The organism is Flintibacter sp. HCN-6482 (assembly GCF_037892565.1).
GTDB classification, from domain to species: domain Bacteria; phylum Bacillota; class Clostridia; order Oscillospirales; family Oscillospiraceae; genus Lawsonibacter; species Lawsonibacter aceti.
On record NZ_JBBKBK010000002.1, the window covers coordinates 773,424 to 798,404 of the forward strand.

General features: G+C 57.4%; 25 protein-coding genes. 6 read left to right on the forward strand and 19 right to left on the reverse strand.

The window, feature by feature from the left end:
* Nucleotides 1-8: 8 nt before the first annotated feature.
* The 7 genes from WKS99_RS08820 to tsaE form a co-directional block, all read right to left on the reverse strand.
* Nucleotides 9-647 (reverse strand): YdcF family protein, encoded by a 639-nt coding sequence (locus tag WKS99_RS08820; RefSeq protein ID WP_340405759.1) that lies wholly within the window; start codon nucleotides 645-647, stop codon nucleotides 9-11.
* Nucleotides 644-2,557 (reverse strand): ribosomal protection-like ABC-F family protein, encoded by a 1,914-nt coding sequence (gene abc-f / locus WKS99_RS08825; RefSeq protein ID WP_340405760.1) that lies wholly within the window; start codon nucleotides 2,555-2,557, stop codon nucleotides 644-646. The genes WKS99_RS08820 and abc-f overlap by 4 nt, the downstream gene beginning before the upstream one ends.
* Nucleotides 2,558-2,620: 63 nt before the next feature.
* On the reverse strand, nucleotides 2,621-4,012 hold the full coding sequence (locus WKS99_RS08830) for a UDP-N-acetylmuramoyl-tripeptide--D-alanyl-D-alanine ligase (protein WP_186852624.1): 1,392 nt from the start codon (nucleotides 4,010-4,012) through the stop codon (nucleotides 2,621-2,623).
* Entirely contained in the window at nucleotides 4,012-5,064 is a 1,053-nt protein-coding gene (locus tag WKS99_RS08835; protein WP_147571899.1) for a D-alanine--D-alanine ligase, read from the reverse strand. The genes WKS99_RS08830 and WKS99_RS08835 overlap by 1 nt, the downstream gene beginning before the upstream one ends.
* A 322-nt stretch (nucleotides 5,065-5,386) precedes the next feature.
* Nucleotides 5,387-6,022 carry a uracil phosphoribosyltransferase gene (upp, locus tag WKS99_RS08840; RefSeq protein ID WP_147571900.1) on the reverse strand — a complete coding sequence of 212 codons (636 nt, stop codon included), beginning with the start codon at nucleotides 6,020-6,022 and terminating at the stop codon, nucleotides 5,387-5,389.
* A gap of 19 nt (nucleotides 6,023-6,041) precedes the next feature.
* Nucleotides 6,042-6,755, reverse strand: coding sequence for a tRNA (adenosine(37)-N6)-threonylcarbamoyltransferase complex dimerization subunit type 1 TsaB (tsaB, locus tag WKS99_RS08845; protein ID WP_340405761.1), 714 nt, complete (start codon nucleotides 6,753-6,755; stop codon nucleotides 6,042-6,044).
* Nucleotides 6,752-7,183 (reverse strand): tRNA (adenosine(37)-N6)-threonylcarbamoyltransferase complex ATPase subunit type 1 TsaE, encoded by a 432-nt coding sequence (gene tsaE / locus WKS99_RS08850; RefSeq protein WP_147571902.1) that lies wholly within the window; start codon nucleotides 7,181-7,183, stop codon nucleotides 6,752-6,754. The genes tsaB and tsaE overlap by 4 nt, the downstream gene beginning before the upstream one ends.
* Nucleotides 7,184-7,307: 124 nt before the next feature.
* Here tsaE and WKS99_RS08855 point away from each other — a divergent pair, with 124 nt between their 5' ends.
* Complete coding sequence (locus tag WKS99_RS08855; RefSeq protein WP_340405762.1) at nucleotides 7,308-8,498, forward strand: FtsW/RodA/SpoVE family cell cycle protein; 1,191 nt, start codon at nucleotides 7,308-7,310, stop codon at nucleotides 8,496-8,498.
* A gap of 38 nt (nucleotides 8,499-8,536) precedes the next feature.
* Here WKS99_RS08855 and WKS99_RS08860 read toward each other — a convergent pair whose 3' ends face one another.
* The 12 genes from WKS99_RS08860 to WKS99_RS08915 all read right to left on the reverse strand — a co-directional run bounded on the left by WKS99_RS08860 (nucleotide 8,537) and on the right by WKS99_RS08915 (nucleotide 19,351).
* Nucleotides 8,537-9,337, reverse strand: a complete 801-nt coding sequence (locus WKS99_RS08860) for an RnfABCDGE type electron transport complex subunit B (RefSeq protein ID WP_186852627.1) — start codon at nucleotides 9,335-9,337, stop codon at nucleotides 8,537-8,539.
* An 18-nt stretch (nucleotides 9,338-9,355) separates the two neighbouring features.
* The gene (locus WKS99_RS08865) at nucleotides 9,356-9,964 is read right to left on the reverse strand and encodes an electron transport complex protein RnfA (protein ID WP_262670290.1); all 609 of its coding nucleotides are present in this window, start codon (nucleotides 9,962-9,964) and stop codon (nucleotides 9,356-9,358) included.
* 5 nt (nucleotides 9,965-9,969) lie between these two features.
* Entirely contained in the window at nucleotides 9,970-10,656 is a 687-nt protein-coding gene (gene rsxE, locus WKS99_RS08870) for an electron transport complex subunit RsxE (RefSeq protein ID WP_147571906.1), read from the reverse strand.
* A 16-nt stretch (nucleotides 10,657-10,672) separates the two neighbouring features.
* Entirely contained in the window at nucleotides 10,673-11,206 is a 534-nt protein-coding gene (locus WKS99_RS08875; protein ID WP_186852628.1) for an FMN-binding protein, read from the reverse strand.
* On the reverse strand, nucleotides 11,203-12,147 hold the full coding sequence (locus tag WKS99_RS08880) for an RnfABCDGE type electron transport complex subunit D (RefSeq protein ID WP_147571908.1): 945 nt from the start codon (nucleotides 12,145-12,147) through the stop codon (nucleotides 11,203-11,205). The genes WKS99_RS08875 and WKS99_RS08880 overlap by 4 nt, the downstream gene beginning before the upstream one ends.
* The gene (rsxC, locus tag WKS99_RS08885) at nucleotides 12,147-13,457 is read right to left on the reverse strand and encodes an electron transport complex subunit RsxC (protein WP_340405763.1); all 1,311 of its coding nucleotides are present in this window, start codon (nucleotides 13,455-13,457) and stop codon (nucleotides 12,147-12,149) included. The genes WKS99_RS08880 and rsxC overlap by 1 nt, the downstream gene beginning before the upstream one ends.
* A gap of 440 nt (nucleotides 13,458-13,897) precedes the next feature.
* Nucleotides 13,898-14,053, reverse strand: a complete 156-nt coding sequence (locus WKS99_RS08890; RefSeq protein WP_186852629.1) for a hypothetical protein — start codon at nucleotides 14,051-14,053, stop codon at nucleotides 13,898-13,900.
* Between the two features lie 92 nt (nucleotides 14,054-14,145).
* Nucleotides 14,146-15,252 (reverse strand): S-layer homology domain-containing protein, encoded by a 1,107-nt coding sequence (locus WKS99_RS08895; RefSeq protein ID WP_186852630.1) that lies wholly within the window; start codon nucleotides 15,250-15,252, stop codon nucleotides 14,146-14,148.
* Nucleotides 15,249-15,917, reverse strand: coding sequence for a redox-sensing transcriptional repressor Rex (locus tag WKS99_RS08900; protein WP_147571911.1), 669 nt, complete (start codon nucleotides 15,915-15,917; stop codon nucleotides 15,249-15,251). The genes WKS99_RS08895 and WKS99_RS08900 overlap by 4 nt, the downstream gene beginning before the upstream one ends.
* Nucleotides 15,918-16,088: 171 nt before the next feature.
* The gene (locus tag WKS99_RS08905) at nucleotides 16,089-17,543 is read right to left on the reverse strand and encodes an alanine/glycine:cation symporter family protein (protein ID WP_147571912.1); all 1,455 of its coding nucleotides are present in this window, start codon (nucleotides 17,541-17,543) and stop codon (nucleotides 16,089-16,091) included.
* Nucleotides 17,544-17,744: 201 nt separating this feature from the next.
* Nucleotides 17,745-18,473 (reverse strand): RNA polymerase sporulation sigma factor SigE, encoded by a 729-nt coding sequence (gene sigE / locus WKS99_RS08910; RefSeq protein ID WP_207721928.1) that lies wholly within the window; start codon nucleotides 18,471-18,473, stop codon nucleotides 17,745-17,747.
* A complete protein-coding gene (locus tag WKS99_RS08915) occupies nucleotides 18,470-19,351 on the reverse strand; it encodes a sigma-E processing peptidase SpoIIGA (protein WP_186852632.1) in 882 nt (293 codons plus the stop codon). Before WKS99_RS08915 ends, sigE begins: the two co-directional genes overlap by 4 nt.
* A 213-nt stretch (nucleotides 19,352-19,564) precedes the next feature.
* Between WKS99_RS08915 and WKS99_RS08920 the strand changes: the two genes are divergently transcribed.
* From WKS99_RS08920 to WKS99_RS08940, 5 genes are all read left to right on the forward strand, one after another.
* Nucleotides 19,565-19,876 carry a PadR family transcriptional regulator gene (locus WKS99_RS08920; RefSeq protein ID WP_262670281.1) on the forward strand — a complete coding sequence of 104 codons (312 nt, stop codon included), beginning with the start codon at nucleotides 19,565-19,567 and terminating at the stop codon, nucleotides 19,874-19,876.
* 109 nt (nucleotides 19,877-19,985) lie between these two features.
* Entirely contained in the window at nucleotides 19,986-21,158 is a 1,173-nt protein-coding gene (locus WKS99_RS08925) for a DUF2812 domain-containing protein (protein ID WP_340405764.1), read from the forward strand.
* 27 nt (nucleotides 21,159-21,185) lie between these two features.
* Entirely contained in the window at nucleotides 21,186-22,427 is a 1,242-nt protein-coding gene (locus tag WKS99_RS08930) for a DUF2812 domain-containing protein (RefSeq protein ID WP_340405765.1), read from the forward strand.
* 25 nt (nucleotides 22,428-22,452) lie between these two features.
* Nucleotides 22,453-23,667 (forward strand): DUF2812 domain-containing protein, encoded by a 1,215-nt coding sequence (locus WKS99_RS08935; protein WP_340405766.1) that lies wholly within the window; start codon nucleotides 22,453-22,455, stop codon nucleotides 23,665-23,667.
* A 41-nt stretch (nucleotides 23,668-23,708) separates the two neighbouring features.
* Nucleotides 23,709-24,962 carry a DUF2812 domain-containing protein gene (locus WKS99_RS08940; protein ID WP_147571917.1) on the forward strand — a complete coding sequence of 418 codons (1,254 nt, stop codon included), beginning with the start codon at nucleotides 23,709-23,711 and terminating at the stop codon, nucleotides 24,960-24,962.
* The last annotated feature ends 19 nt before the right edge of the window (nucleotides 24,963-24,981 follow it).

The following is a 24,981-nucleotide window of genomic DNA, read 5'->3' on the forward strand; positions in this document are numbered from 1 at the left end:
GTCACTCCTTATCGGTCAAACACAAAAGACTTTACCAGGGCCAGAGGCTCCCGGATATACATATGCAACCTAGAAGGCAGATGGCTGGTAGGCGCGGCCAAAGTATATACCTCCTCAAAACCCGCTCGCTGGGCCAGCATTCTGGCCCGAGTCAGGTGGAACCCATTGGATACGACCAAAATCCCGTCAGAGTAATCTATCTGGGCCTCATCCATTTGCTTTTTGGAATAAGCAAAGTTTTGGGCCGTATTATGAGAAGCCGTTTCCAACAGAACCTTTTCCCCGTCCACTCCATTGGCGATCAGATAGTCCGCCATCGCCTGGGCCTCGCTTGTAGGCTCGTCTGGACCCTGGCCGCCGGAAACTACCACCGTCAAATCAGGGTGGTCCTCCAAATAGTTCAGGGCCTCATCCAACCGATCTCGGAGAAGAATGGAGGGCCCGTCCTCCTTCACCTGGCAGCCCAGGACGATCATCACCTGTGGTTCGCCGCTGATGTGGTCATAGGCCCCGGAGAGAACCGCCCCCAACAGAGCGGCAAAAGTGAGCGCTCCGGCCAGCATCAGAGCCAATATCACTTTGAAGGCAAGACCAAAACGCTTGCCCTTGTAACTGGCTACCTCTATTTTGGACCTTCTCGCCCTCATCCCCTGGCCTCCTCCAGCTGTGCGGACAGACCTTCCCAGGTCCCGTACAGCTTCAAGATCTCCTCTTCCAAGGCCTCCCGCTGTTCATACAGCTCCTGGAGCTTCAAATAGTCGTCGGCGGCCTCCTCGATCTGAATGGACAGGTCGTACATCCTCTCCTCAGCCTTGGCTACGGCACGCTCCGCGGCGTTGACCTGCTTTTCCAGTTCCTTGGTGCCCCCTGTCCGCTTGGGTTTCTCCTCTTTTGCCCCCTCCTCTGGAACTGGAGCATGGTGCGGGGCTGCCTGACCAGACTGCTTCTGCCGCTGCCTGACGGCCTGGAATTCCTGATAGCTGCCCTTAAAATCGGTAATGCGGCCGCCCTCCAGCATCCAGATACGGGTGGCAAATCGGTCGATAAAATAGCGGTCGTGGGACACAAAAAGAAGATTTCCCTCGTATTCCTCCACCGCCTCCTCGATCCACTCCCGGCTCTGGATATCCAGATGGTTGGTGGGCTCGTCCAGGATCAGCAGATTAATCTTGGAGTCCATCAGCATGCACAGCCGCAGCCGTGACTGTTCCCCGCCGGACAGGGCGGACACGGGCTTGAACACGTCCTCCCCTCGGAATTTGAAGGCGGCCAATCGATTCCGGGCGGTCTGAGCAGTACAGTCCAAATCGTAAATCATGGTATCCACCAGGTTGCGCTCCGGGTGGCTGAAATGGATGATCTGGGGAAGGTAGCCAATCCGTACCGTGGGGCCCAGGCGGAGCTTTCCGCCGTCGGGCGTCTCCTCCCCCATTAAAATTTTAATGAGGGTAGATTTTCCGGTTCCATTGTCCCCCAGCAGAGCAACGCGCTCGCCGCCCTCCACTTCCAGATTTACATCAGAAAACAGCCTTCGCTCCCCAAAGGACTTTTCCAGCCCTTTGATGGACAGCACCTCATCCCCTCGAAACTCCCGTTCCCCAAAGCGGACCTCCATTTTCCGCTCCTTCTTGGGGCGGTCGGTGGTACGCATCCGCTCGATGCGCTTCTCCATGGACTGGGCCCGTTTGAATATCTTGTCGTTGCCCGAATAGGCCCAGATACGCAGCTGCTGGGCAGCCTTCTCCAACTGCTCGATCTTGGCCTGCTCCTTCTCATACTGCCTGAGCTGCTCCTCATAGCGCCGCTCCTTTTCCACCGCGTAGAAGGAATAGTTTCCAGAATAAAACTCCGCCTTTCCCTCTTTGATCTCGATGACCCGGTCCACCACGGAATCCAGAAAATAGCGGTCATGAGATACAGCCAGGACCGTACCCTTGAATTTTTCCAGGTACTCCTCCAACCACTCGGTGGCCCGTAGGTCAAGGTGGTTGGTGGGCTCATCCAACAGGAGGATGTCTGTATCCTCCAGAATCAGTCTGGCCAGGTTTACCCTGGTCTTTTCCCCTCCGGACAGCTTGTCAAAGGGCTGCTCCCGCATCGCCCGTGGAATGGACAGGCCGTTACACACCTTATTTTTCGCGGTATCCATCTCATAGCCGCCGCCTGTCTGAAACGAGGCGCTCAACCTGTCATAGCGGGCCAGCAGGGCAGGATCATGGTCTCCGGCCGCCATTCTTTGGGCGATGGAAGCCATCTCCTCCTCCATGTCGCGCAGAGATTGAAACGCGGTGTCTAGCACATCCTCCACCCGGTATCCCACTGGATAGACCGGAATTTGGGAGATGAGTCCTATCCGCTTCCCAGGGGCAGTGACCACCTCTCCCTCGTCGCAGTCCACCACGCCTGTCAGGATGCGGAGCAGGGTAGTCTTGCCGCACCCATTCGGGCCCAGCAGGCCTACCCGCTCTCCTGAGTCCACCTGAAAGGTGAGCCCATCTAAAATTTTCTTTCCAACCTCAAACTCCTTGACCAGGTTAGATACCGAAATGTCGATCATAACATCCTCTTAGTTTATCTATTTCCGCTCCACCAGACCGATTCGGTTTGGTAGAACTCTATGCTACGCTTCTTTGGTATGCTCCAACAGGAAGGCTGTCAGGTCCTCCAGCTTCATCCCCCTGGACGCTTTGACCAGGAAGGTGCTGTTGGGACGGATCAGCTCCTCTAGCACCACTTTCGCCGCCTCTTTGTCCGCGCAGTGATACACCAGAGGAACTCCAGAGTCCCTGGCGCCCTGGGCAATATGCTCCGATTCCTCTCCCACCGCCACAAGGCATTGGATCCCAGCCCGGCCCAGACACTCGCCTACGCCGCTGTGGAGGGCGGGGGAAAAGGGGCCCAGCTCCAGCATATCACCCAGCACAGCCACCTTCCACTCCCCCAGACTGTCCGCCAGCACGCTGACAGCCGCCCGCATGGACTGGGGATTGGCATTATAGGTGTCGTCCAAAATGGTAATTCCTTCCCCCCGGCGCAGGACATTCATCCGCATGCGGGTCGGTACAAACTGGGTCAGCCCCTGCTCGATCTCGTCGGCAGTCAGCCCAAATCGCTCTGCCACAGCGGTGGCGGCCAGCGTGGGATAAATCATATGTTCTCCCAGTGCTGGGATGCGGACTTCCCGGTCCATAGCCGGCGTGGTCAGCCGACAGAGAATATGGCTGACGCTGTCGCCTCCTGTGATATGGGCCTGATATTCCAGTCCCTCCTCTTTGCCGTAAAAGACCGCCGGCACAGTAGTGTGCCCCCGGAGAGTGGACAACAGCTCATCATCTCCGTTCAATACCAGCAGACCATTTCCCTTTACATGAGGCAGAAGCTCACACTTTGCCTTAAAAATATTTTCCCGGCTGCCCAGGCGCTCAATGTGGGCATCTCCGATATTGGTGATGATTCCCACGTCCGGCTTGACAATCTCTGCCAAATAGTCAATCTCCCCGGCCTTGTCCATGCCCATTTCCAGGACACAAATCTGATGCTCCCCGGTGAGCCGCAACAGGGTAAGGGGCAGTCCCACATTGTTGTTGAAGTTCCCTTCAGTCTTCAGCACCTTATACTTTGTACCCAATACAGCGGCCACCATATCCTTCGCGGTTGTCTTGCCAACACTGCCGGTAATGGCTACAAATGGGATATCAAATCTTCCCTTGTACCATGCCGCCAGATCACGCAGGGCCTTCTGGGTATTGGAAACCTTGACATAGAACTTTCCAGGCAGATAATTCTCTCGTTCCCGGGCTGTAATACAGCCCACTGCCCCTCCCTCCAGCGCGGCATTAATGTAGGCGTGCCCGTCAAATCGCTCGCCGATCAGCGGGATAAACAGGGCTCCCTCATGGATATTCCGGCTGTCTGTATCTACACGTTGGATCAGGGCCTCCCGGTCCTGAAATTCACCCAGCAACGTTCCACCCACTGCCTCCAGCAGCTGGCCCAAAGTGATGGTTTCCATCACATTCCTTCCTTTCTGGCTTCCAGAGATCTCTGGATAATGATCTCACACAATGAGGGATAATCGATCCCCACAGCGGCCGCCTCCTGGGGGACCAGACTGGTTGGCGTCATGCCAGGAAGTGTATTGATCTCCAGAAAATAGGGAGTACCGTCCTCCGTGACAATAAAATCGGCTCTAGCATATACCGCCAGCCCGATAGTCTGGAACACAGCCAGGGCCGCCTCTCCTACTTTTTTCTCCCACTCCTCTGGAATATGGGCGGGGCAGATCTCCTCTGCCGCACCAGGCTGGTATTTGTTCTCATAGTCGTAAAAGCCTTCTTTGGGAATGATCTCAATGGAGGGCAGGGCCTTTCCATCCAATACTGCCACCTGGATCTCACGGCCTTGAATGTACTGTTCCAAAACTGTTCGGCCGCCCAGTTTCAGGCTGTCATACAGCGCCTTCTCCAGTTCTTCCCTGTCATGGGCAATATAGACGCCAATGGAGGAACCGCTGGCGATGGGTTTGACCACCACAGGCAGGCAAGTCTCCTCAACCAGTGCCCCAATATTCTCTTTCGTGACCGTGACGGTCCTCCAACTGGGCGTGGTTACCCTATCGGCTACCAGCCGCTTGGTCAGATCCTTATCCATCGCAATAGCCGAGCCCAGACAGCCGGAGCCGGTATAGGGGACTCCCAGCAGATCCAGAGCGGCCTGGATCCGACCATCCTCGCCACAGGTCCCGTGGAGGGCCAGATAGACCACATCCGCATGGGCGCATAGCTCCAGCACACCTCGGCCAATCGCGGAGGGGCCCTGATCCTTTCTGCTGGCCCGCACCTGGTTCAGGTCAGGGGCCTGCCGAGCTACCCTCTTGAATTTCTCCGGGATCGGGGCTGAGTACAGCTCTTCTTCACTGCCGCTCCAATCCTCCAGCCCAAAAAACAGGTCCACCAGGGCCACCTGATGTCCCCGGTCCCGCAGGGCCTGGCACACCTTGGAACCGGAGGACAGGGATACGTTCCGCTCCGGACTCAGGCCGCCGGCCAGTACCACGATCTTCATATCAAACACCTCATTTGGTCAGTAGACATACTTATGACATTTTATACACTAATGGATTATTTTAGCACACCTGGACCAAATACACAAGACAGGCCTTGAAAAAAGCGTGGTATCTCTTGGCGAAAAGGATCATATATTGCGCTTCTCTCTCCAAAGTTTCTTTTCCATCTGTCTTTATAGAGGGACAAAAGGACGCAAACGGAAACACCGCTTGCGTCCTTTGTTGATCTTACTGTTTCCGGCAATTTAGCAAGGTCAAGCCTTGTTTATCAGCCGTTAAATATCCGTTATCCCCATTCATTCTGAATCTAACGGACTATCTTTATTTTGTTCCAAAAATACGGTCGCCGGCATCGCCCAGTCCTGGCACGATATAGGCGTGGTCATTTAGCTTCTCGTCTACCGCGGCCACATAGATTTCCACGTCAGGGTGATCCTTCTGAATGACCGCAATACCCTCGGGCGCCGCGATAATGTTCATTAGCTTGATATGCTTACAGCCGTATCCCTTGATAAATGTGATCGCCGCAGAGGCAGAGCCGCCGGTAGCCAGCATGGGGTCGAGAATGATCACGTCACGCTCCGCGATGTCAGAGGGCATCTTGCAGTAATACTCCACAGGCTGATGGGTTTCAGGGTCACGGTACAGGCCGATGTGGCCCACCTTGGCGGAGGGGATCAAATCCAGGATACCATCCACCATTCCAAGACCGGCCCGCAGAATAGGCACGATGGCCAGCTTCTTCCCGGCCAGTTGCTTAAAGGTGCCGGTAGCGATGGGCGTCTTGATCTCCACGTCCTCCAGGGGCAGGTCTCTTGTGGCCTCGTAGCATTCCAGAGCCGCGATCTCGGATACGATCTCTCTGAACTCCTTAACGCCGGTCTTTTCGTCCCGGAGAATAGCTACCTTGTGCTGCAGCAGAGGGTGGTCTAGAATATGTACTTTCTCATTAAACATTGGCAGGATCCCCTTCATTTTATTTTTTGGTCTGACGTTCCCGCTCTAAACGCTCCCGTTCCGCTTGGGAAAGTCGGTGGTATGCCGGCTCTAGTTCCCGCCCCTTGACCAGGGCGCCCTGAGCCGCTAACTCCTCCGCCGCTCGTGCCACACCCCAGGCGCACTGCATTCTCAGATACCGGGGTGCCAATTTTAATGTCAGACCAGCTTCCGTCAAGATATTATAGCACAGTTTGGCTCCATCTCCAACGACAATTTTCGAATTGTTGTAATTTTTCAGTTCTTCTCCCAGTTCCTCCAAGGAGATGGCCCGGTCCGGAGACAGCCGCCTCAGCTTGTCTCCCTCCGCCAAAAATAGGGCGTTGTATACCTGATCACGCCGGGCATCCATGGCACAGACGATAAGCTCGCCCTCCATATGGGCCAGCGGCCAGGCCATAGACTCCAGGGTAGAGCAGGGAGCGCAGTCCTTGTCCTCGCCCCAGGCTAGTCCTTTGGCCGTAGCCACCCCAATGCGAAGCCCCGTGAATGAACCAGGCCCGGCCGCTACGGCAATCACATCAACCTTGTCCAAACTCTCTCCACAGTTCTTCAGCAGATCGTGTACCATTGGCAGCAGCGTCCTGCTGTGGGTGAGGCCGCTATTCTGGAAGGACTGGGCCACCAGCTCACCATCTCTGCACAGGGCCACCGAACAGGCCGTGGCAGAGGATTCCAACGCTAAGATATTCAAAGGTCCACCCCCTTGATCTGGATGACACGCTGGTCCTGGCTCTCTCCCCGGCGGATCTCGACCCATATGGTGTGACGATCCAGAGCCTCTTTTACATTCTCGCTCCACTCCACGGCACACACGCCGCCTCGGGCCAGGTAGTCCTCCCAACCGATGTCGAACAGCTCGTCGGCAGAGGACAACCGGTACATATCAAAATGAAACAACGGAAGGCGCCCCCCCTCGTACTCGTTTACGATGGTAAAGGTAGGACTGGTCACTCGGTCCGGAATGTCAAGTCCTTTGGCCAGCCCTCTTGCAAACGCGGTCTTTCCCGCGCCCAGGTCACCGGTAAACGCCACCACAGTGCTCTGGTCCAGTATCTCGCCCAGCCGACGGCCCAGGGCCTCGGTTTCCTCCTCTGAATTGGACACGAACTGCTCTGCCATTGCTTACCTCTCCCTGTTCACAAAAAATTTTCACATACAAAAAAGATTATACCATGATATGGTTTGCGTTTCCACTAAAATGTGCTAGAATATATTGTCACATTATTTGGCAGGAGGTGAGGCATTGTCCCTTCTCTTTTCCCCTATTCGAGAATTTTTTAAAAAGGGAGACCGGATGCTCCTGTTTTTCGCCCTTTTAGCCAGCGGATACGGTCTGCTGCTAATCTACTCAGCTACTCAATATCTGGACAATGACCGGTTTATACGGTTCATGCTGGTGCAGACAGCTGCTATTTTTCTGGGCGTGGTGGCCTATATGCTGCTAACCCTTGTGGATTTCCGGCTGTTCACCGAAAAAAACTGGCGGCTGCTGTTGGCCTTCAATGTCCTGTTTATCCTCCTGCTCCTCACTCCCCTCGGGACAGACCATGGAATGGGAAATGTAAACTGGCTGTCTATCCCCGGTTTTCCGGTGGATATTCAGCCAAACGAGATCGTCAAGCTGCCCTTCATCCTTCTCCTCTCGCTACAGATCACCCAGATTCAAGAGGAAGGCCGCGACATTAGTTCCCTCCCCTCTCTCATCCAAATCGGCGGTCACACAGTATTTATGCTGGGATTGATTGCCGTTGTCTGTGGAGATATGGGAATGTGCGTCATCTATATGATGATCTTCGTGTTTATGGCCTGGGCCTCAGGCGTCAAATTGCGGTGGTTTCTCCTTGTGGGCGGTGGCCTGCTGACCGCGGTAGTCATTCTGTGGCTCTTTGTCCTGCCCGAGACCAGCCTATGGACCGACTACCGGATTATGCGCTTCCGGGTGGTCTTGGACCACGACCTGGACCCGTTAGGAAAGGGCTATCAACAGAGCCGCTCTATCCTGGCCATTGGTTCGGGTCAACTCTTCGGTCAGGGCTATCTCCAGGGCATCCAGACCCACGCCTCCAACAGCGATGCCCTCCCCGAGCGGTACAACGACTTCATCTTCGCTGTGTGCGGTGAGGAACTGGGGATGGCAGGCTGTCTGCTCCTGCTGCTGATCTTAGGCGCCGTGGTCTTCCGGTGCCTCTGGGTGGGACGCCACGCCAGCTCTCCCTTTGACGCCTATGTCTGTATCGGTGTCGCCGGGATGCTGCTGGTCCAAATCATATTGAATGTGGGAATGTGTCTCTTTGTCCTGCCTGTCATGGGACTGACGCTCCCCTTCATCAGCTACGGCGGTTCCTCCATTGTCACTCTGTATGCCGCCCTGGGCCTTGTTTCCAGTGTAAAAGCGAGGGCGCTGCCCAGTTGGTTAAAGGACCGAAGCCTATAAAAAGAGCCATCCCGGACGGGATGGCTCTTTTCTTATGATTACTCGGCAGCCGGGACATGGATGACGCCCACAGGGCACTCCTTGACACACAGCTGACAGCCAATACACTTGTCCTGGTCGATGCGCGCCAGGTTGTTCTCCACAGTGATGGCCTCCTTGGGGCAGGCCTTGGCACACTTCATGCAGCCGATACAGCCGGCAGTACAGGCCTTCCGGGTATCGGCGCCTTTATCCTTATTCTGGCACAGGACCACGGGCTTACGCTTATGCTCGGGGATGATAGAGATGACCGCATTGGGGCAGACAGCGGCACAGGCGCCACAGCCCACACACTTCTCACGGTCCACCTTAGCGATTCCGTCCACGATGTGAATGGCGTCAAAGGCGCAGGCACGGGTACAGTCCCCATAGCCCAGACAGCCATACTTACACATACCATCGCCGCCATAGAGGCCCTTGACGGCCTGGCAGCTGTGGATGCCCTCGAACTCGTAGCGTTTGGAGGTCTTTTCACAGGTGCCGGAACAGGCGACCACCGCTTTCATGGGAGTGGCGGAACCGGCCTCCACACCCATGATCTCCGCAATGGCGGCCAGGGACTTCGCCCCACCGGGGGTACACTTATTGATGGCGTTGCCGTCCTCCACGATGCTCTTGGCGTAGTCGGCACAGCCAGCACATCCGCAAGCGCCGCAGTTGGCGCCAGCTAAAACGGCGGTAATCTTTTCAACACGCTCGTCCACAGGGACATACATGAAGATAGAGGCGGCCACCAGGATCACCGCGCCGATCAAACCGATCACGGTGACGACAATGATTGCAAGGATAATTGGATCCATATTACTCTCCCCCTCCTATCAGACACGGAAGATGGCTTCCACGATACCGCCGAAGCCCATAAAGGACAGGGAGGTCATGGCAGCAGCCACCAGAGTGATGGGCAGGCCCTTAAAGCAGGCAGGAGTCACGGCCTGCTCCACACGGCGGCGGACGCCGGAGAACAAGACCATAGCTACCAGGAAGCCGATGCCGGCGCCGGCGGCGCAGACGATGGACTCAATGAAGTTGTAGCCGTTGTCGATGTTCAAAATGGTGACGCCCAGGATGGTGCAGTTAGTGGTGATCAGGGGCAGATATACGCCCAGTGCCTTATACAGAGCGGGAACAAACTTCTTCAGGAAGTTCTCCAGCAGCTGTACCAAGATGGCGATGATCAGGATGAACACGATGGTCTGTAGATAACCCAGGTCCCAGGCCCCGCTGGCAGGGGTCAGCAGGAGCATCTGGATAGGCCAAGTGGCGGCAGTGGCCACCACCATGACGAAGGTAACGGCCAGGGACATGCCTACGGCGCTGTCCAGCTTCTTGGAGACGCCCAGGAAGGGGCAGATACCCAGGAACTTAGCAAGAACGTAGTTGTCAACCAGGATCATGGTAAAGAAGATGCTGGCCAATTTCAGAGCCATTTCCATTACGCATTACCCCCTTCCTCGACCTGAGCGGGCGCGGCGGCCTTCTTAGGACGGGTGGTCAGCCAGGTGGCGGCGGCCATCATGACACCAAAGACGAAGAAACCGCCGGGAGCGCTGGTCATCAGAGAGAAGGTATCGATGGACTCCGGGATCACCTGGATGGCAAAATCGGCGCCCAGAGCGGGAATCAGGCTGCCCAGGCCGGCCATCCAAGTACCGGAACCCAGGATCTCACGGATAGAGCCCATGATAGTCAGGGTAATGGTAAAGCCGATGCCCATGCCGATACCGTCCAGAGCGGAGTCCACGATGCCGTTCTTGGAGGCGAACATCTCGGCACGACCCAGGATGATGCAGTTGACCACGATCAGGGGCAGATACACACCCAGCGCCTTATCCAAATCGGGCACGAATGCCTTGACCAACATCTGCACCACAGACACGAAACCGGCGATAACAGTAATATAGCAGGGGATACGGACCTGGTCAGGGATGACCTTCCGCAGAGCGGAAATAACCACGTTGGAGCACAGCAGCACAAAGGTAGCCGCCAGACCCATACCGATGCCATTGGAGGCCATAGTAGAGGTGGCCAAAGTGGGGCAGGTACCCAAGACCAACCGGAGAACAGGGTTCTCATTCAAAAAACCGTTGGTTAAAATATGAAGTTTATTATTACTACTCATCTTGACTCACCGCCTTTCAAGGAATCTGGTTATAGGCGTCGATGGCGGAGTTCACAGCGTTGTTCACCGCACGACTGGAAATAGTGGCGCCGGAATAGGCGTCCACATCGGTACCCAGGACCAGGGCCTGAGTGGCAGGCAGGCCGCTGTAATTGGCCTGATACTCGCTGTTTTCCGTCACATTGCTGCCGATGCCCTTGGTCTCGGCGGCTTCGGTGACCTTGATCTGCTTGATGGTGTCATCGGGATTGAAGGCCACCATGACAGTGACCGTCCCACCGTAGCCCTTGGCAGAGCAAGTAATCACAGTGCCCACTCCATTATCCGCGGTGTAGATGTCAGACACGTTCTCCACCGCGACACCCTCCACCTTGGTGAAGTTATCCGCGTCAGGCAGCAGCTCCTTCCTGGCCTGCTCCTGTGCCACACGGATGGCCTCGTCAATGATGGGCTTTGTTACCTTGTTCGTAGCGGCCAGAGCCCCGGTGACGATGATACAGATGACCACCAGCACCACGATGGGCTTAAATACGCGATTCCAGTTGCTCATTTCGCGGCACCTCCCTTTTTCACCTTGGCGATACCCAGCTTATCCTGACGGGTGTTGACCTCGATATAGGGGACCAGCAGATTCATCAGCAGAATGGCGAAGGACACGCCCTCATTCATCGTACCCAGGAAGCGGATCGCGCAGGTGATGATGCCCAGGCCCAGGCCGAAGATTATCTTGCCCTTGTTGGTGGTAGGGGAAGTGACATAGTCAGTGGCCATAAAGAAGGCGCCCAGCATCAGGCCGCCAGAGAGCAGCTGCACGATGGGGTCCCGGCCAGCGACCAGGGACAGGACGGCCACAGTGGCCAGATAAGTAACCGGGATGACCGGGCTAATGACCTTGGTAGCGATTAGATAGATGCCGCCGATCAGAATCGTGATGGCGCAGGTCTCGCCCAGGACGCCGCCGTGATTGCCCAGCAGCAAAGTCACATACTCACTGGAGCCCAGCTGGTCAAAAACGGCCAGCGGAGTAGCGGAGGCCAGAGCGTCAATCCCATTCTCAGGCTTGGGGTAGCTGGCCATACGGCTGGCAAAGCCAACCGCAAGAGCGATACGGGCCACAATGGCGGGATTGGCGAAGTTGTAGCCCATGCCGCCGAAGAGCTGCTTCACGATAACGATGGCGATAAAGGCACCCACGATAGCCATCCACCAAGGCAGGCTGGCGGGCAGGTTAAAGGCCAGCAGGAGGCCAGTCACGACGGCGGAGAAATCAGCGATGGGTACCTCACGGCCCACCATCTTGCAGTAGCCCCACTCAAAGAAAACACAGGCGGCTACGGTGATAGCGGTAAGGATAAGGGAATTAATTCCAAAAATAAACACAGAAGCGATCAGCGTGGGCACCAGGGCAATACAGACCCGCTGCATGATCTTCTGGGTGGAGTCCGCGCTGGTGATATGGGGCGCGGCGGTGACAATCAGTTTGTTGGCCATCACTTCTTACCTCCATTCTTCATCATGATCTTGGCCAGGGCGATGGAGGGTGCCAGAGGCCGCTTTGCGGGGCAGACAAAGGAACAAGTGCCGCAGCTCATGCACAGGTCGGCGTTGAGCTGCTGGAGCAGTTCCACGTTGCCGTCGTTATAGGCCTGGACGATCTCCTTGGCGGACAGGCCCAGAGGGCAGGCGTTGGTACACCGGCCACAGTGGATGCAGTTTGTGGCCTTGGGGATGTGGGCCCACTTCTTGGAGAAGGCCAGAACAGCGTTGTTGTTTTTCAGGACCGGCTGGGACAGATCAGCGATGCAGTTGCCCATCATAGGGCCACCATAGAGCACCTTGCCGGGCTCGTCGGTAAAGCCGCCGCAGAAATCCAGCAGCTCCTGGACAGGAGTGCCGATGATGACCTCGACGTTCTTGGGCTCTTTGACGATGTCGCCGTCCACCGTGAGGCGCTTGGTGACCAGAGGCATGCCGGTCTCCAGATACTTGCCCACAAAGGCCACAGAGGTAACGTTCATGACGATAACCCCCACGTCAGAGGGCAGGCCGGGGAAGGGAACTTCCCGTCCGGTGCAATTCTCAATCAGGACTTTCTCAGCGCCCTGGGGATAGCGGCAGGGCAGCTCCTTGACCTCGACACCGGGCATATCAATGGCATCCTTCATCTTAGCGATTGCCTGGGGCTTATTGCCCTCGATGCCGATGATGCACTTTTTGATATCCAGATACTTCATGACTGCCTTGATACCGCCCAGGATGAAGTGGGTGTCCTCGATCAGGCAGCGGTTGTCAGAAGTGATGTACGGCTCACACTCAGCGCCATTGATCACCAGAGTGTCGATCTCATCCAGATTCTTAGGCGCCAGCTTGACCGCAGTGGGGAAGCCGGCTCCGCCCAGTCCAACCAGGCCACTGGCCCGGATGGCGTCCTGGAAAGACTTTAGGTCTGTCACCACCGGGGGCGCCACGGCGGGGTCCACCTTCTGCTCCCCGTCTGGAATGATGACCACGGCGGTCTGGGCCGCGCCATTGGGAGCGGTAATGGTGACGATGCTGTCCACGGTGCCGGATACGCCGGAGTGGATGTCGCTGGACACGAAGCCTCCGGCCTTGCCTACCACGGTACCTACATACACCTGATCGCCCTTGGCCACGGCGGGGGCAGCCGGAGCGCCAATGTGCTGTCCCATGGACAGAACGATCTTAGACGGCAGCGGCATCACTACCGTTTCAAGGTTGGAAGTCCTTTTTTCATGAGGGACTCCCGCACCTTGCGCGGAACGTTTGAGAAATTTACTCATTCAGATTTCGACCTCCCTATACTGCAATCGCTGGAACTGTGGAGCCTGGACACGCATTTTATACGGTCCCCCTCTTCCCTCCTGACAGGAACTGGAAACCACTGGGGGACCCCGCCCCTCTATCATACCCATGCCCCGCGGCGTCCGAGTTCAGCGGACGCACGACAAAACCCGCCGGACCCCGTTTCTCCTGTAAAACAAGTCCGTCGGTTCTGCTTGCGGGCTTTATCATACACCTTTTATGGAAAAATTGCAAGATTGATTTCGAAAAAAACGACCTGTTTCCCGAGCATTCTTCCCCCTCTCCCAAAGGATTTCACCCCACCGGCATTTCCTTCTCTTCCATAGCCGCACCCCAGGCACAGGCTTGTCCGCGTTGACCATAAAAAAGGCGCGGGCCCTCTCAGGTCCGCGCCTCCCGATCAATCTGGATCGCCTGGTCAGCAGCCACAGCCGCAGCCGTTGTTATTGTTACAGCCACAGCCATTGTTGCAGCCACAGCTATTGCCCCAGCCGCCGCAGCAGAACAGGATGATGATCAGAATGATGATCCACAGGCAGCCTCCGCCGCCCCAACCGTTATTGCAGCACCCCATTTGAAGTACCTCCTGATATGAAGTTCTGAGAGGGGCTGTTTGCCGCTCTCAATCTCATCATATGCGGAGGGGGCGGATGGGTTCTGCCTATGTCAGATAATTTTTTCCGCGAAGGCACGCAGCATCGTGGCCACTTCAGCCCGGTTAGCGCTCTTTTGTGGACTGAGCGTCAGGCTGTCGGCAGAAGAACTGCTGATGATTCCCTCCGCCACAGCCCAGGACAGGGCATTATGAGCCCAGTCGCTGGCCTGCCCCAGGTCCTGATACCCGGACAGGTCGGCCCCCTCAGCCGCTTCCAGCCCAAGGTAACTCGTGGTGAAGCTGTACAGCAGCGCCGCCACCTGCTGGCGGGTCACTTGCTGCTCCGGGCTGAAGGTGTCTGCTCCTGTTCCAGCTGTAATTCCCTGCTCCGCGCCCCACTTCACATAAGGGGCATACCAGGCACTCTCCGGCACGTCGGCAAAGGTGACACTGGCGCGCTCCAGTTCCTCTTTCGGCGCTCCAGCCATCTGGTAGAGCACCGTCATCAGCATAGCTCGGTTCATAGCTGAACTCGGTCCAAAGTGGTGCTCGTCCATCCCAGAAAACAGTGTGTTTCGGTACACATAATCTACGGGAGCGTAGTACCAATCCGTCTGGCACACATCATAGAAGGGCGTCGGATCCTCTCTGCCGTCTTCCAGGGCATAGACGCCCTGGAGCCCCAACTGGGCCGCCCCGGACAGGACCGTTACACTGGCCACAGTATTCTCTCCCACCAGGTAGCGGTGTCCGGAGGTCAGGCGGGCCCCGGAGGCCAGCTCTATTCCGTCTGTCACATCTATGAAAGCCCCGTCGTGAGAAACGGAGGCGGCTCCGTTCATCAACATGACTCCAGCCCCAGTGGTCAGTGTCATCTCATCGCCATCCGACCAATCTCTGGCCTGGAGCGTGGCGCTGTATGCGCCGCTCTCTTCGCCGGCCAGTTGCGCCAGATAGCCCTGATGCAGGTTATCGAGGCCTTTTTTGCTCTCCTCGTAAGTGCCCTGTAAGGCTTTTTCCGCAGCTTCGTTTCCAGTAGACACAGCCTTTGGCACAAAAGTCCCGGTCAGATAGCTGAGGCTGATCAGGCTGTCGCCCCCCGAAAGGGCATAAGCGCCGCAGGCCAGCATACCCAGCAGCATCACACCGCACAGCAGGCCGATCACAGGCCTTCTCATTGTGGCTCCCCCTTCTTCTCTTCCTCCCGATCCTCCCGCTGGGTAATCATGTAGCTCAGAGCCAAAAGGCTGTCAGAAAAATGGACCGATTCCACCACCACATCATCCCGAACACAGGATATCTCATAGTTTGTAAAATTCCAGATGCCGCGAACTCCGGCGGCCACCAGCCGGTCCCCCATCTCCTGGGCAGCGGCGATGGGCACTGTCAGCAGGCCTACGCTCACTTGGTTTTCCCCCAAAAAGGCCTCCAGGGAATCCGCATGATAGACAGGCACCCCAGCGATTCTGGTCCCCACCACCCGCTCATTTACGTCAAAAGCGGCCAAAAGCTGAAAGCCGTTACTGGAAAATTTAAAATTTTCTATGATAGCCCGGCCTAGGTTGCCGGTCCCCAGCACCACAATGGTATGGCCCTGATTAATGCCCAAAATATCACCGATCTCCTCTTTCAGGCTGTCCACCTTATATCCATAGCCCTGCTGCCCAAAACCACCGAAGCAGAACAAATCTTGGCGGATTTGAGAAGCGGTCAGTCCCATGGATTTCCCTAAGGCATTGGAGGATATCCGGACAACGCCGGACTCCTGAAGCTCTGAGAGCTGTCGGTAGTATCTGGGCAGGCGGCGTATCACCGCCGTTGATACTCGGGTATTTCGTTTCATAGCTTTCGCCTCATCTGCACAACCTCCCCTATACAGCGGAGGCCACTGGATATGATGTTTTTATATAGTTTACCTGATTGCCCCCCCTTGTGTCAAATCCTTTTACGACTCAAAAGACCCAGGGACGATTCGTCGTCCCTGGGCCTTTTATTGGCAGAAAGCCTGCCAGATTCAGTTCCAAAAATCAGTTTTTTCCTTCAGGCCGATGCTGGAGGCTTTGAATACAGGGTTCTTGCCCGCCCTGCGCTGTTCCATGTAGTCCTGAAGGGCCCGCATAGCTGTACGGCCCAAAATGACAATGACCGGCAGGTTGATGATGGCCATAATGCCCATGAGCACATCGGCCAGGTCCCAGACCAAGCCAAAGGACAACTGGGCCCCTACAAAAACCAGCCCGCAAGCGATAAGCCGGAACACAGTCATCGGCACGCTTCCCAGCTTGCGGTTAGCGATGTAGTTCAAACAGCCCTCACAGTAGAACAAGTTGCCCAGCAGGGTAGTGAAAGCGAAGAGCAGCAGCGCAAAGGTGATAAAGTAGGGGCCTACCGCGCCGAAGGTAGTAGCCAGAGACGCCTGGACCAGGGGCGCACCCTCCAGTCCGCCCTTGATATCGATGCCGGTACACAGGCACATCATGGCCGTGGCGGTACAGACCAGGATGGTGTCAATAAAGACGGACAGCATCTGGACCAATCCCTGCTTGACGGGGTGGGATACGTCAGCGGCCGCGGCGGCGTTGGGGGCGGAACCCACACCGGCCTCGTTGGAGTACAGGCCACGCTTAATGCCCTGCATGATGGCCGAGGAACCAAAGCCCACGGCACCGCCGAACATGGCTCCGAAATCAAATGCCTCGCTGAAAATGCGGCCCAGGACACTGGGGATCATATTCAGATTCATCACCATGACCACCAGGGCCATCAGGATATACAACACACCCATGACAGGGACCAAAACGCCGGTAACCTTGACGATCCGCTTGCCGCCGCCCAGTACACAGATGGCCACCAGGATGGCCAGGATCACGCCGCCCACCACGGCCACAACGCTGTACTCTTTGCCGCCCAGGGTAAAGGTGCCGGCACTGGCGTAGAAGTCATAGCTGGTAAAGCTGCTAATCAGGTTGTAGGAGGCCAGCATATTGAAACCACCGGCATAGGTGGCGATGAGGGCGATGGCGAAGACAACGCCCAGCACCCGGCTCTTAAGAGCCGCCTGAATGTAGTAGGACGGACCACCATAGCTGCCGCCCTCCGGGTCCTTTTTCTTATAGATCTGGGCCAGCGTGCTCTCTACAAAGGCAGTCGCGCCTCCCACAATGGCGATCAGCCACATCCAGAACACGGCGCCATAGCCGCCGATGGCGATGGCATTGGCCACACCTACAATATTTCCGGTACCCACGCGGCTGGCTGTGGATACCATCAGCGCCTCAAATGCGGAAACCGAGTGCTGATCCCCCGTCTTTTCTCCTACCACGCGAATCGACTCCGGCAGCAGGCGCAGCTGGACAAACTTGCTCCGGAAGGTGAAGTACAGGCCTACGCCCAGCAGCATGACGATCAACAGGTAACTGTACATGAAACCGCTGATCTGACTGATTAAGCCCGCGAACGCATCATACATAACGACATCTCCCTTTCTCTCTTCCTGTCATAATTTGCGCGAAGCAGAACATATCCCAGGAAATCAAAGTCTTCCGCCCCTCAGATCTCCTGGGATATTTCTCGGCCTTACTATACCACATCTCTCCGACTTTTACCAGAGGTTTTTCACAATTTATAAAAATGGTCAACGATAAGCAGCCAGCTTCTGTACAGTTTGCCCTCACATCATGCGGACGATCTCCTTCTTCAGCCGGGCGATGATCCGCTTCTCCAGCCGTGAGATATAGGACTGTGAGATGCCCAGCTGGTCCGCCACCTCCTTCTGTGTCCGCTCTGGGCGGCCGTCCAGCCCAAAGCGCATGGTAATAATCTGCCTCTCCCGGGGCTCCAGCCGGTCCATGGCCTGGCGCAGCAGCTGGCGGTCCACGTCCGCCTCGATGGGCCGCATGACCAGGTCCCCATCGGTCCCCAGAATGTCGGACAGCAGCAGCTCGTTTCCGTCCCAGTCGGTATTCAAGGGCTCGTCAAAGGACAGCTCTGTCTTCTGATTCGCTGTCTTTCTCAAATACATCAGGATTTCATTTTCAATGCAGCGGCTGGCATAAGTTGCCAATTTGATGCTTTTGGCCGGCTGGTAGGTGCCCACCGCCTTAATGAGCCCAATGGTCCCAATGGAGATGAGGTCCTCAATATTGATGCCGGTATTCTCAAACCGGCGGGCGATATAGGCCACCAGCCGGAGATTGTGCTCAATGAGCAGGTCTCTCGCCCCCCGGTCTCCCCGCTCCAGCCGGGCGATGAGCTCCGCCTCCGCCTCTCTTTCCAAGGGGGCGGGCAGGGTGTCGCTCCCCCCTATATACATCACCTTGCCGGGCAGGGACAGCCCCAGACTAGTCAGCAGGCTTTCCAAACGGTCCCGCAGTTTCCAAATAATCTCTCTCATGCTCATGTGCACTCGTCCTTTCCATCCAGGGGCCCGATCAAAGCCCGGTACCCTCCTCCGTCTGACACAGGAGTGGGGGACAGGGCCACCAGAAGCGGCCCACGCTCCTTTCCACCCAGATTCAGGCTGTCCACCTTCAAGGCCAACAGCAGTCCTCTGTCCACCCCTACCGCACGGTAGGGTAACAGGCGAAAACGTCCCTTCCACTCCCCGGTTCCAAGCCTGGCCATAGCACCGGCTGGATCCATAAGGTCGGCCGCCCGCGGCCTGCGGCACTCTGGAAACAGACCGGACACACTGTCTCCCTCCGCCACCATCACAGGCCGTCCCGACACCGGGTCTGTCAGGGTATTCCCAGTATCCACCAGGGCGGTGAACTCCGCCGTCCGTTTCCCAAGCCGCAGTTTCGCCTGAAGGAGTTCTCCTGTCAAGGAATTATGCCTGCCAATTCGTTGAAAGACAGCTGTGAGGACCACATAGCAGACCGCAGCAGAGAGGAGCACCATCTTCAGGTCCAGGGAGGAATAAAACACTCCGCTCCCCAAACTCAGGCTCCGGCCGTCCAGCAGCCCGATGGCCACTACTCCACCTCCCAACGCGCAGGCCAGAGCCACAAAGATGAGCCCCTGGCGGAGTAGCCTCCGGCTCCCGCCGTAGGCCACCACCAGCATCAAAACGCAGGAGGCCAACTTACACCAGGGACCTGCCAGAAACGCCATGCCCGGCAGAAAGATGGCCACAGCATAGGCTCCACCCAGAGCGGCCGCCGCTCCGAAGCGCAGCCGACGCAGTGGCTCCCCCGCTAGGCGGGCGGCGGCCAGCAGCAGCAGATAGTCAATGATCCCATTGAGCAGAAACAGGGTATCCACATAGATGACCGTCACGCCGGACCGCTCCCCTCTCTCCAGTTCCGCCTGTCCAAAGGCGGGCGACAGACTCTATTATAGGTGCTTGACCGGAAAAAACCGGTCAGATTTCGGTTGAAAGAATTTGCGGAAAACCGTCTTTCCCTCCCCTCTCCCATTGACATTTTTCTTCTTTTCCCATATAATATCGATAGTCGATATCGCATTTCAATATTGAGAGGGGATGTTACTGTGGCCGGTAAGGAAAGAGGCCCTCTGACCGAACCCATGTTTTATGTCCTGATGTCATTTCTCCGCCGGGATATGTGCGGGACCGAGATCACTGAATTTGTCGAGCGCCGTACCCGCGGCAGAGTACGGCTGGGTCCCGGCACGCTGTATACCCTGCTGGCTAAATTTCAGGACGAGGGCTTTATTCAGGAAACGGAGGTCGATGGACGAAAGCGCACCTACCGGCTGACAGATCAGGGGCGGCAGGCCTATCATGAGGAGCTGGACCGGCTTCGGGCCTGTGTTCTGGACGGAGAGGAGGAAGAACGATGAATAAGCGCATCAAGAAGCATCTTCCCTGCGGCCTGTACGACTTCAAAGGGCTGGAGCGCTGGCTGGACCTGTACGCAGACATATTGGTTGAATCAGAAAGGAGAAGAACATGAGCGGCACTGTCTTTCGCCTTTGCCCCGTGGGTGGATATGATATCCCGGCGCTGGAAATCTGGCTGGAAAAAATGGCTGGCAAGGGTCTGGTGTTTGACTGTACGGCGGGCCCTCTGACCCTCTTTGCCCGACAGGAGCCCGCTCCCCTCCGCTTCCATCTGGAGCCCGCCCACAACAAGACAGACCAGGAGGACCCGGAGTTGACTGACCTGTTCCGGGCGGCGGGCTGGAGCTATCTGGGCATCTTCCGTAAAAACTTCTTTGTGTTCGCCACCGCCGACCGGGCGGCCCAGGCCCACACAGACCCCGATGTGCTGGACTACGCCATCCGCCGCTTTTTCAAGCAGAAGCTGTTGGGCGGCATAGGTTTGGCAATCGTCAATTTTCTGTTATACAAATTCCTATATCCTTTTTCCAACGCCTTTTCTCTGTCCGATCTCCGCTACTTCTGGGCGGAGGCGCTGGCGGACGGCCCCCTCCCCTGGCTGCTGGCCCTGCTGGGCCTTCTGCTGGTGGACCTGGCCTATCTGCTCGGCCTGTTCACCCTCTGGCGGCTCCACCGGCGGAGTCAAAAGGGTCTGCCTCTCTCCCCTGCCCCCGGCCGTCGGCTGGGCGGTGTTTTGACCTCCCTCTCCATCCTGCCCCTGGCGCTGGTGACGGTGGAGATCGTATTCGTCTTTTTTACCCACGGCTATTTCCCCTATGACCTGGCCGACTCCAACTTTGTCACCATGACTGAGATCGAGGGGCCGGAGTTCCGACCCGCCGGGCATACCATGTACAACATGGATTACATCTCCCGCGGCGACACCCCCCTCACACCGGAGGAATGGTTCTTCTGGCAGTGGGAGTCAAACCGGGTCTTTGGCTCCGGCGGCTCTCTGGCTGACATCCCCCATCTGGAAATCAACATTACCCGTTATCTCCTCCCCGCCGTGGCGGAGCGGCGGGCCTGGGAGTGGAGGGCCTGGGGCGGACATGAGAACTATCGGGCTCTGGAGCCCGCTCACGGCCTGGAGGAGATCTGGTATTATCAGAGCGAACGAAACCCCGACTTCTATTACCTCGTCCTCCGCAAAGGCGGCCTCGTCATGCGGGTAGAGTACGAGGGCTCCAAGAATCTGACCCAATTTCTCCCTCGGTTTGCGGAAATGCTGGAAGCTCTTTGACGTCTTGTTCCAAAGGAGGTCATCCATATGAAACAAAGAGAAAAGCTGGTCCGGAAGATCATCCCTGTGGAGATTTATGACATGGCCGGTCTGGAGCGCTGGCTGGCCGACATGGCGGCCCAGGGGCTCCATCTGGTAAAGCTGTCCTCGGAAACCGCCCGGTTCCGACGGGGAGAACCAACCCCCGGCGCCCGCTTTGGTCTGGAAATCGCCGGCTTCTACGGCATCGATCCGGAGCGCAATGCGGCCTATGGGGAGGCGGGCTGGACCTACGTGACCACCCTCTCCAATCTGTATTATGTCTACCGGACAGAGCGAGCGGACGCCCCGCCCCTCCACACCGACCCGGTGACCCAGAGCGAAACCCTCACCCCCCTAATCCGCCGAATCCGGCGCCGCCGTTTCCTGCTGGTGCTATGGCTTCTTTTCTGCTTTCGCAAGACTCTGGTAAAAATCGCCACCCAGCCCTGGATGCTGGGGCAGTATGTGGTACTGGAAACGGAAATTTTCCTCACCCTGATGATCCTGCTGGCCGGCTGGGCCATACTCTCCCTGCTGCCTCAGACGAATATGATGAAGCGCTGGAAGCGGATGTGGCGGCAGTTGGCCAACGGTATCCCTCTGAAGGAGGGCCGCCGGAACCGGGTCCCCTGGGTGGTGACGGGCTGGTGCGCTGCCGCTCTGCTCCTTCCCCTTCCCATTCTGGTGGGTGTGGTCAGCGCCCAGTCCGTCCATAAGCTGTCCGGCCCGGAGGAGTGGACCTTCCCTCATGTCACCCTGGAGCAAGCCTTCCACGGGGAGGCGGACATCACCCTGGACACTCCCCAGATGATGACCCGGTATAACACCAGAACCGCCTCCCTCCTGTGCCCGGAGCAGTACGACTGGTGGAGTTCCGGAGAGGTCCGCTCCGATGGATACAGCGGTAATGCCATCGTCGCCGTGGACTTCTATCGAGCCAGGACAGACTGGGCGGCAGAGTGGCTGTTTTCCTCCCTGCGGACGGAGGAGGCCCATGAGCCGGAGCAGTTCCGGAAAAATCAGGAGCAGTTCATCCACCCCACTGTCCTCACGGTTCACCAGCCCCTCCAGGCGGTGGCTCTCCCCGGCCTGGACAGTCTGGAATACACAATCCTGCAATACGACGACGCTCCCCCCAACTACATCTACCTGGGCCGCCGGGGCAATCAGGTCTTTCGCCTGCTCTGCCGGGGCGTCCCCGACCAGGCGGAATGTCTGGAGCTGTTCCTGGCCCAGCTGGACCCCTGAAAGCATCAAAAGGAGGCGCCCTATTATGAAATATGTCAGAAAGATCACCCCGGTGTCTTCCGCAGACGGGGAGGGATTGGAGAGCTGGCTGGAGGATATGGCCCTTCAGGGGCTCTATCTCAAGAAGTTTCGCCCCCTGTTCTGCACCTTTACCCCCGGCCCGGCAAAAAAGACCCGCTACCGCCTGGAACCTTACCGGCTCCGCCTGGATGACGACCTGCCCCGCTCTATGCTGGAGCTGTACCAGGACTTCGGCTGGGACTATATAGACACGGTGGACAACTCCATGCTGATTTTTTCCACTCAGGACCTGGACGCCCCGGAGCTCCACACTGATCCGAAGCTCCAGAGCCAGCGGTGGAAAAGGCTGTACCGTTCCGCCCGCCGGGGCTTTGTGGGGAATGTGGCATTTCTTGTCCTGGCAGTTGTTTTGACCGCCCTTCTGCTGAACGACACTCCCATTCTCAATCTATTGACCACCTCCGCCGTCCCCCTGCTCCTCTTTGCGCTGTACCAGCTGTGCGCCCTGCCCGCCGCCTGGGCCGATGTGCGGAACCTGTCCAGACTGGCGCGCCGCCTGGAGGCGGGTGAGCCGATGGACCACCACTCCCCCTATTCCCGGCGGCGGCTCGTCCCTCTGCTGTCCTTCACTCTATGCATCCTTCTGATCGTCCTGCTGATCCTTCCCCGTTACATCCTGCCCTTCCTGGGGGGCGACATGAGGCCCGTCAGCCAGGTGTCGGACTTCTCTCCCCTCTCTCTGGCGCAGGTGGAGGGGAAGGGCTACCGCCCTTATGAAACGGAGAATCACGACCAATCGGACTACTTCAATTACAGCCGAAAGAACCACTATCTGCTGTGCTGGAACCAGTGGGAGGTATTTCAGGCCGGACAGCCGGATCTGGCTGGAAAGCTGAACTGGATGCAGATCGACTGGTATGACATCCCCGCCCCCCTGTCCTTCCTCTCCGTCCCCCTGGCCAACGAACTGCTGTCCAAAGCTATGCGGTTAGATGAAGATATCTGGTGGACCGATCCGGAGGGCGGGACCTGGCAGATATCAAAACACTCTGATTCCCGTGTGAATTTTTTGTCCACGGCCCTCAAGGAGGGGACCCTGTTCCAAACCGCCGCTGTGGCCATAGGGGATAAGGTCGTCCTGGTCCGCTACACCGGACACGGAGAGTTGTCCGGCCATCTGGAGGATATCATCAAAATGGCAGAGGGCAAAGGGCCCTGACCGTCCGTCTGATATAATATAACTGATCGGGAGTGAATTTTATGTCAACCATCAGAAAAATCATCCCCTTTTCCCTTTATGATATCCCCGGACTGGAGCAGTGGCTGGAGGGCCAGGCAAACCAGGGGCTGTTCCCCACCCACCTGGGCTCCTGGGCCACCTTCGAGGACCGGGGCGTACCCGGCACCCGCTTCCGGCTGGACCCCTTCGCCAACCGGGCCGGCGAGGGGCTGGAGCCTACCCAGGAAAAGCTGGAGCTGTACCGGCAGGCCGGGTGGGAATATGCCTTCCGGGTGGGCCGGGCCTATTTCCTGTTTTACACTACGGACCCCCATACACCCGAGCTGTTTTCCGATTACCAGAGCCAGGGGCTCTCCCTGGACCGGCTGGCCAACAGCCTTCGCTCCTACCACAGACGGAAGATCGTGCTGTGGAGCCTGCTGGGTATCCTGTTCCTGGCCGCCCTGTTCCTGGGCCATCAATACGATGTACAGCCGGACAACTTCGTCCGCCTGCCCCTGATCCTGCTTTACGCCTTCGATCCGATTCTCCTGCTCTTTCTGGCCGGTATATTTTTCTACTCCCGCCCTATCGACCGCCGGGACCGCAAGGCCCTGTTCTCCACCTACAACGCCCTGAAGGATGGGCTTCCGCCGCCCCCGTCACCGGGGCCCAGCAGGCGGATTGTCCGGGAGAACATCGCCGCGCTGGTGCTGGGCCCTATTTTAGTGGCCCTTGTTCTGTACAATCAGTTTGGCGACAGCCGGCTGACCCTCCGACCGGTGGAGGAGTTTACAGCCCCCTATATCTCCCTGTACGATCTGGAACAGGTCCCACTGGGCCCCTATGAGACCGTATACCGGAAAAACTCCGGGTTGAGCAGTGAGAATGTAGCCCAGCGGTACTTCTCTCTGCTGTCCCCGGTGTGGTACGAGGTCAGTCAGGATCTGGACGCCCTCCAGCCGGGGAGAAAACCGTCCACCTTTTCCCCCGATCCCCACGGTGGCGAGTACACCTACTCCCCCAACCTGGACATGACCTATTTCCACACCCTCCCCCCTCTGGCCAAGCCGGTGGCACGGGCCCAGATGGATCTCTACCGTCTGGTCAACCTGTACTGGAGCTATGAGGAGGTGGACTGGCCGGGCACCGATTTTGTCATCCTGGCCACCGTGGAGGACGACCCCTGGCAGATGGCGGCGGTGGGCCGTGGCGGCCGGGTGGCGGTGTTCTGCTACGCCGGGGTGGAGAAGCTGTCCGACCACTTGGACCTGCTGGCGGAGATGGTGCAATAAAGAAAAAGCAAGGCTGTGA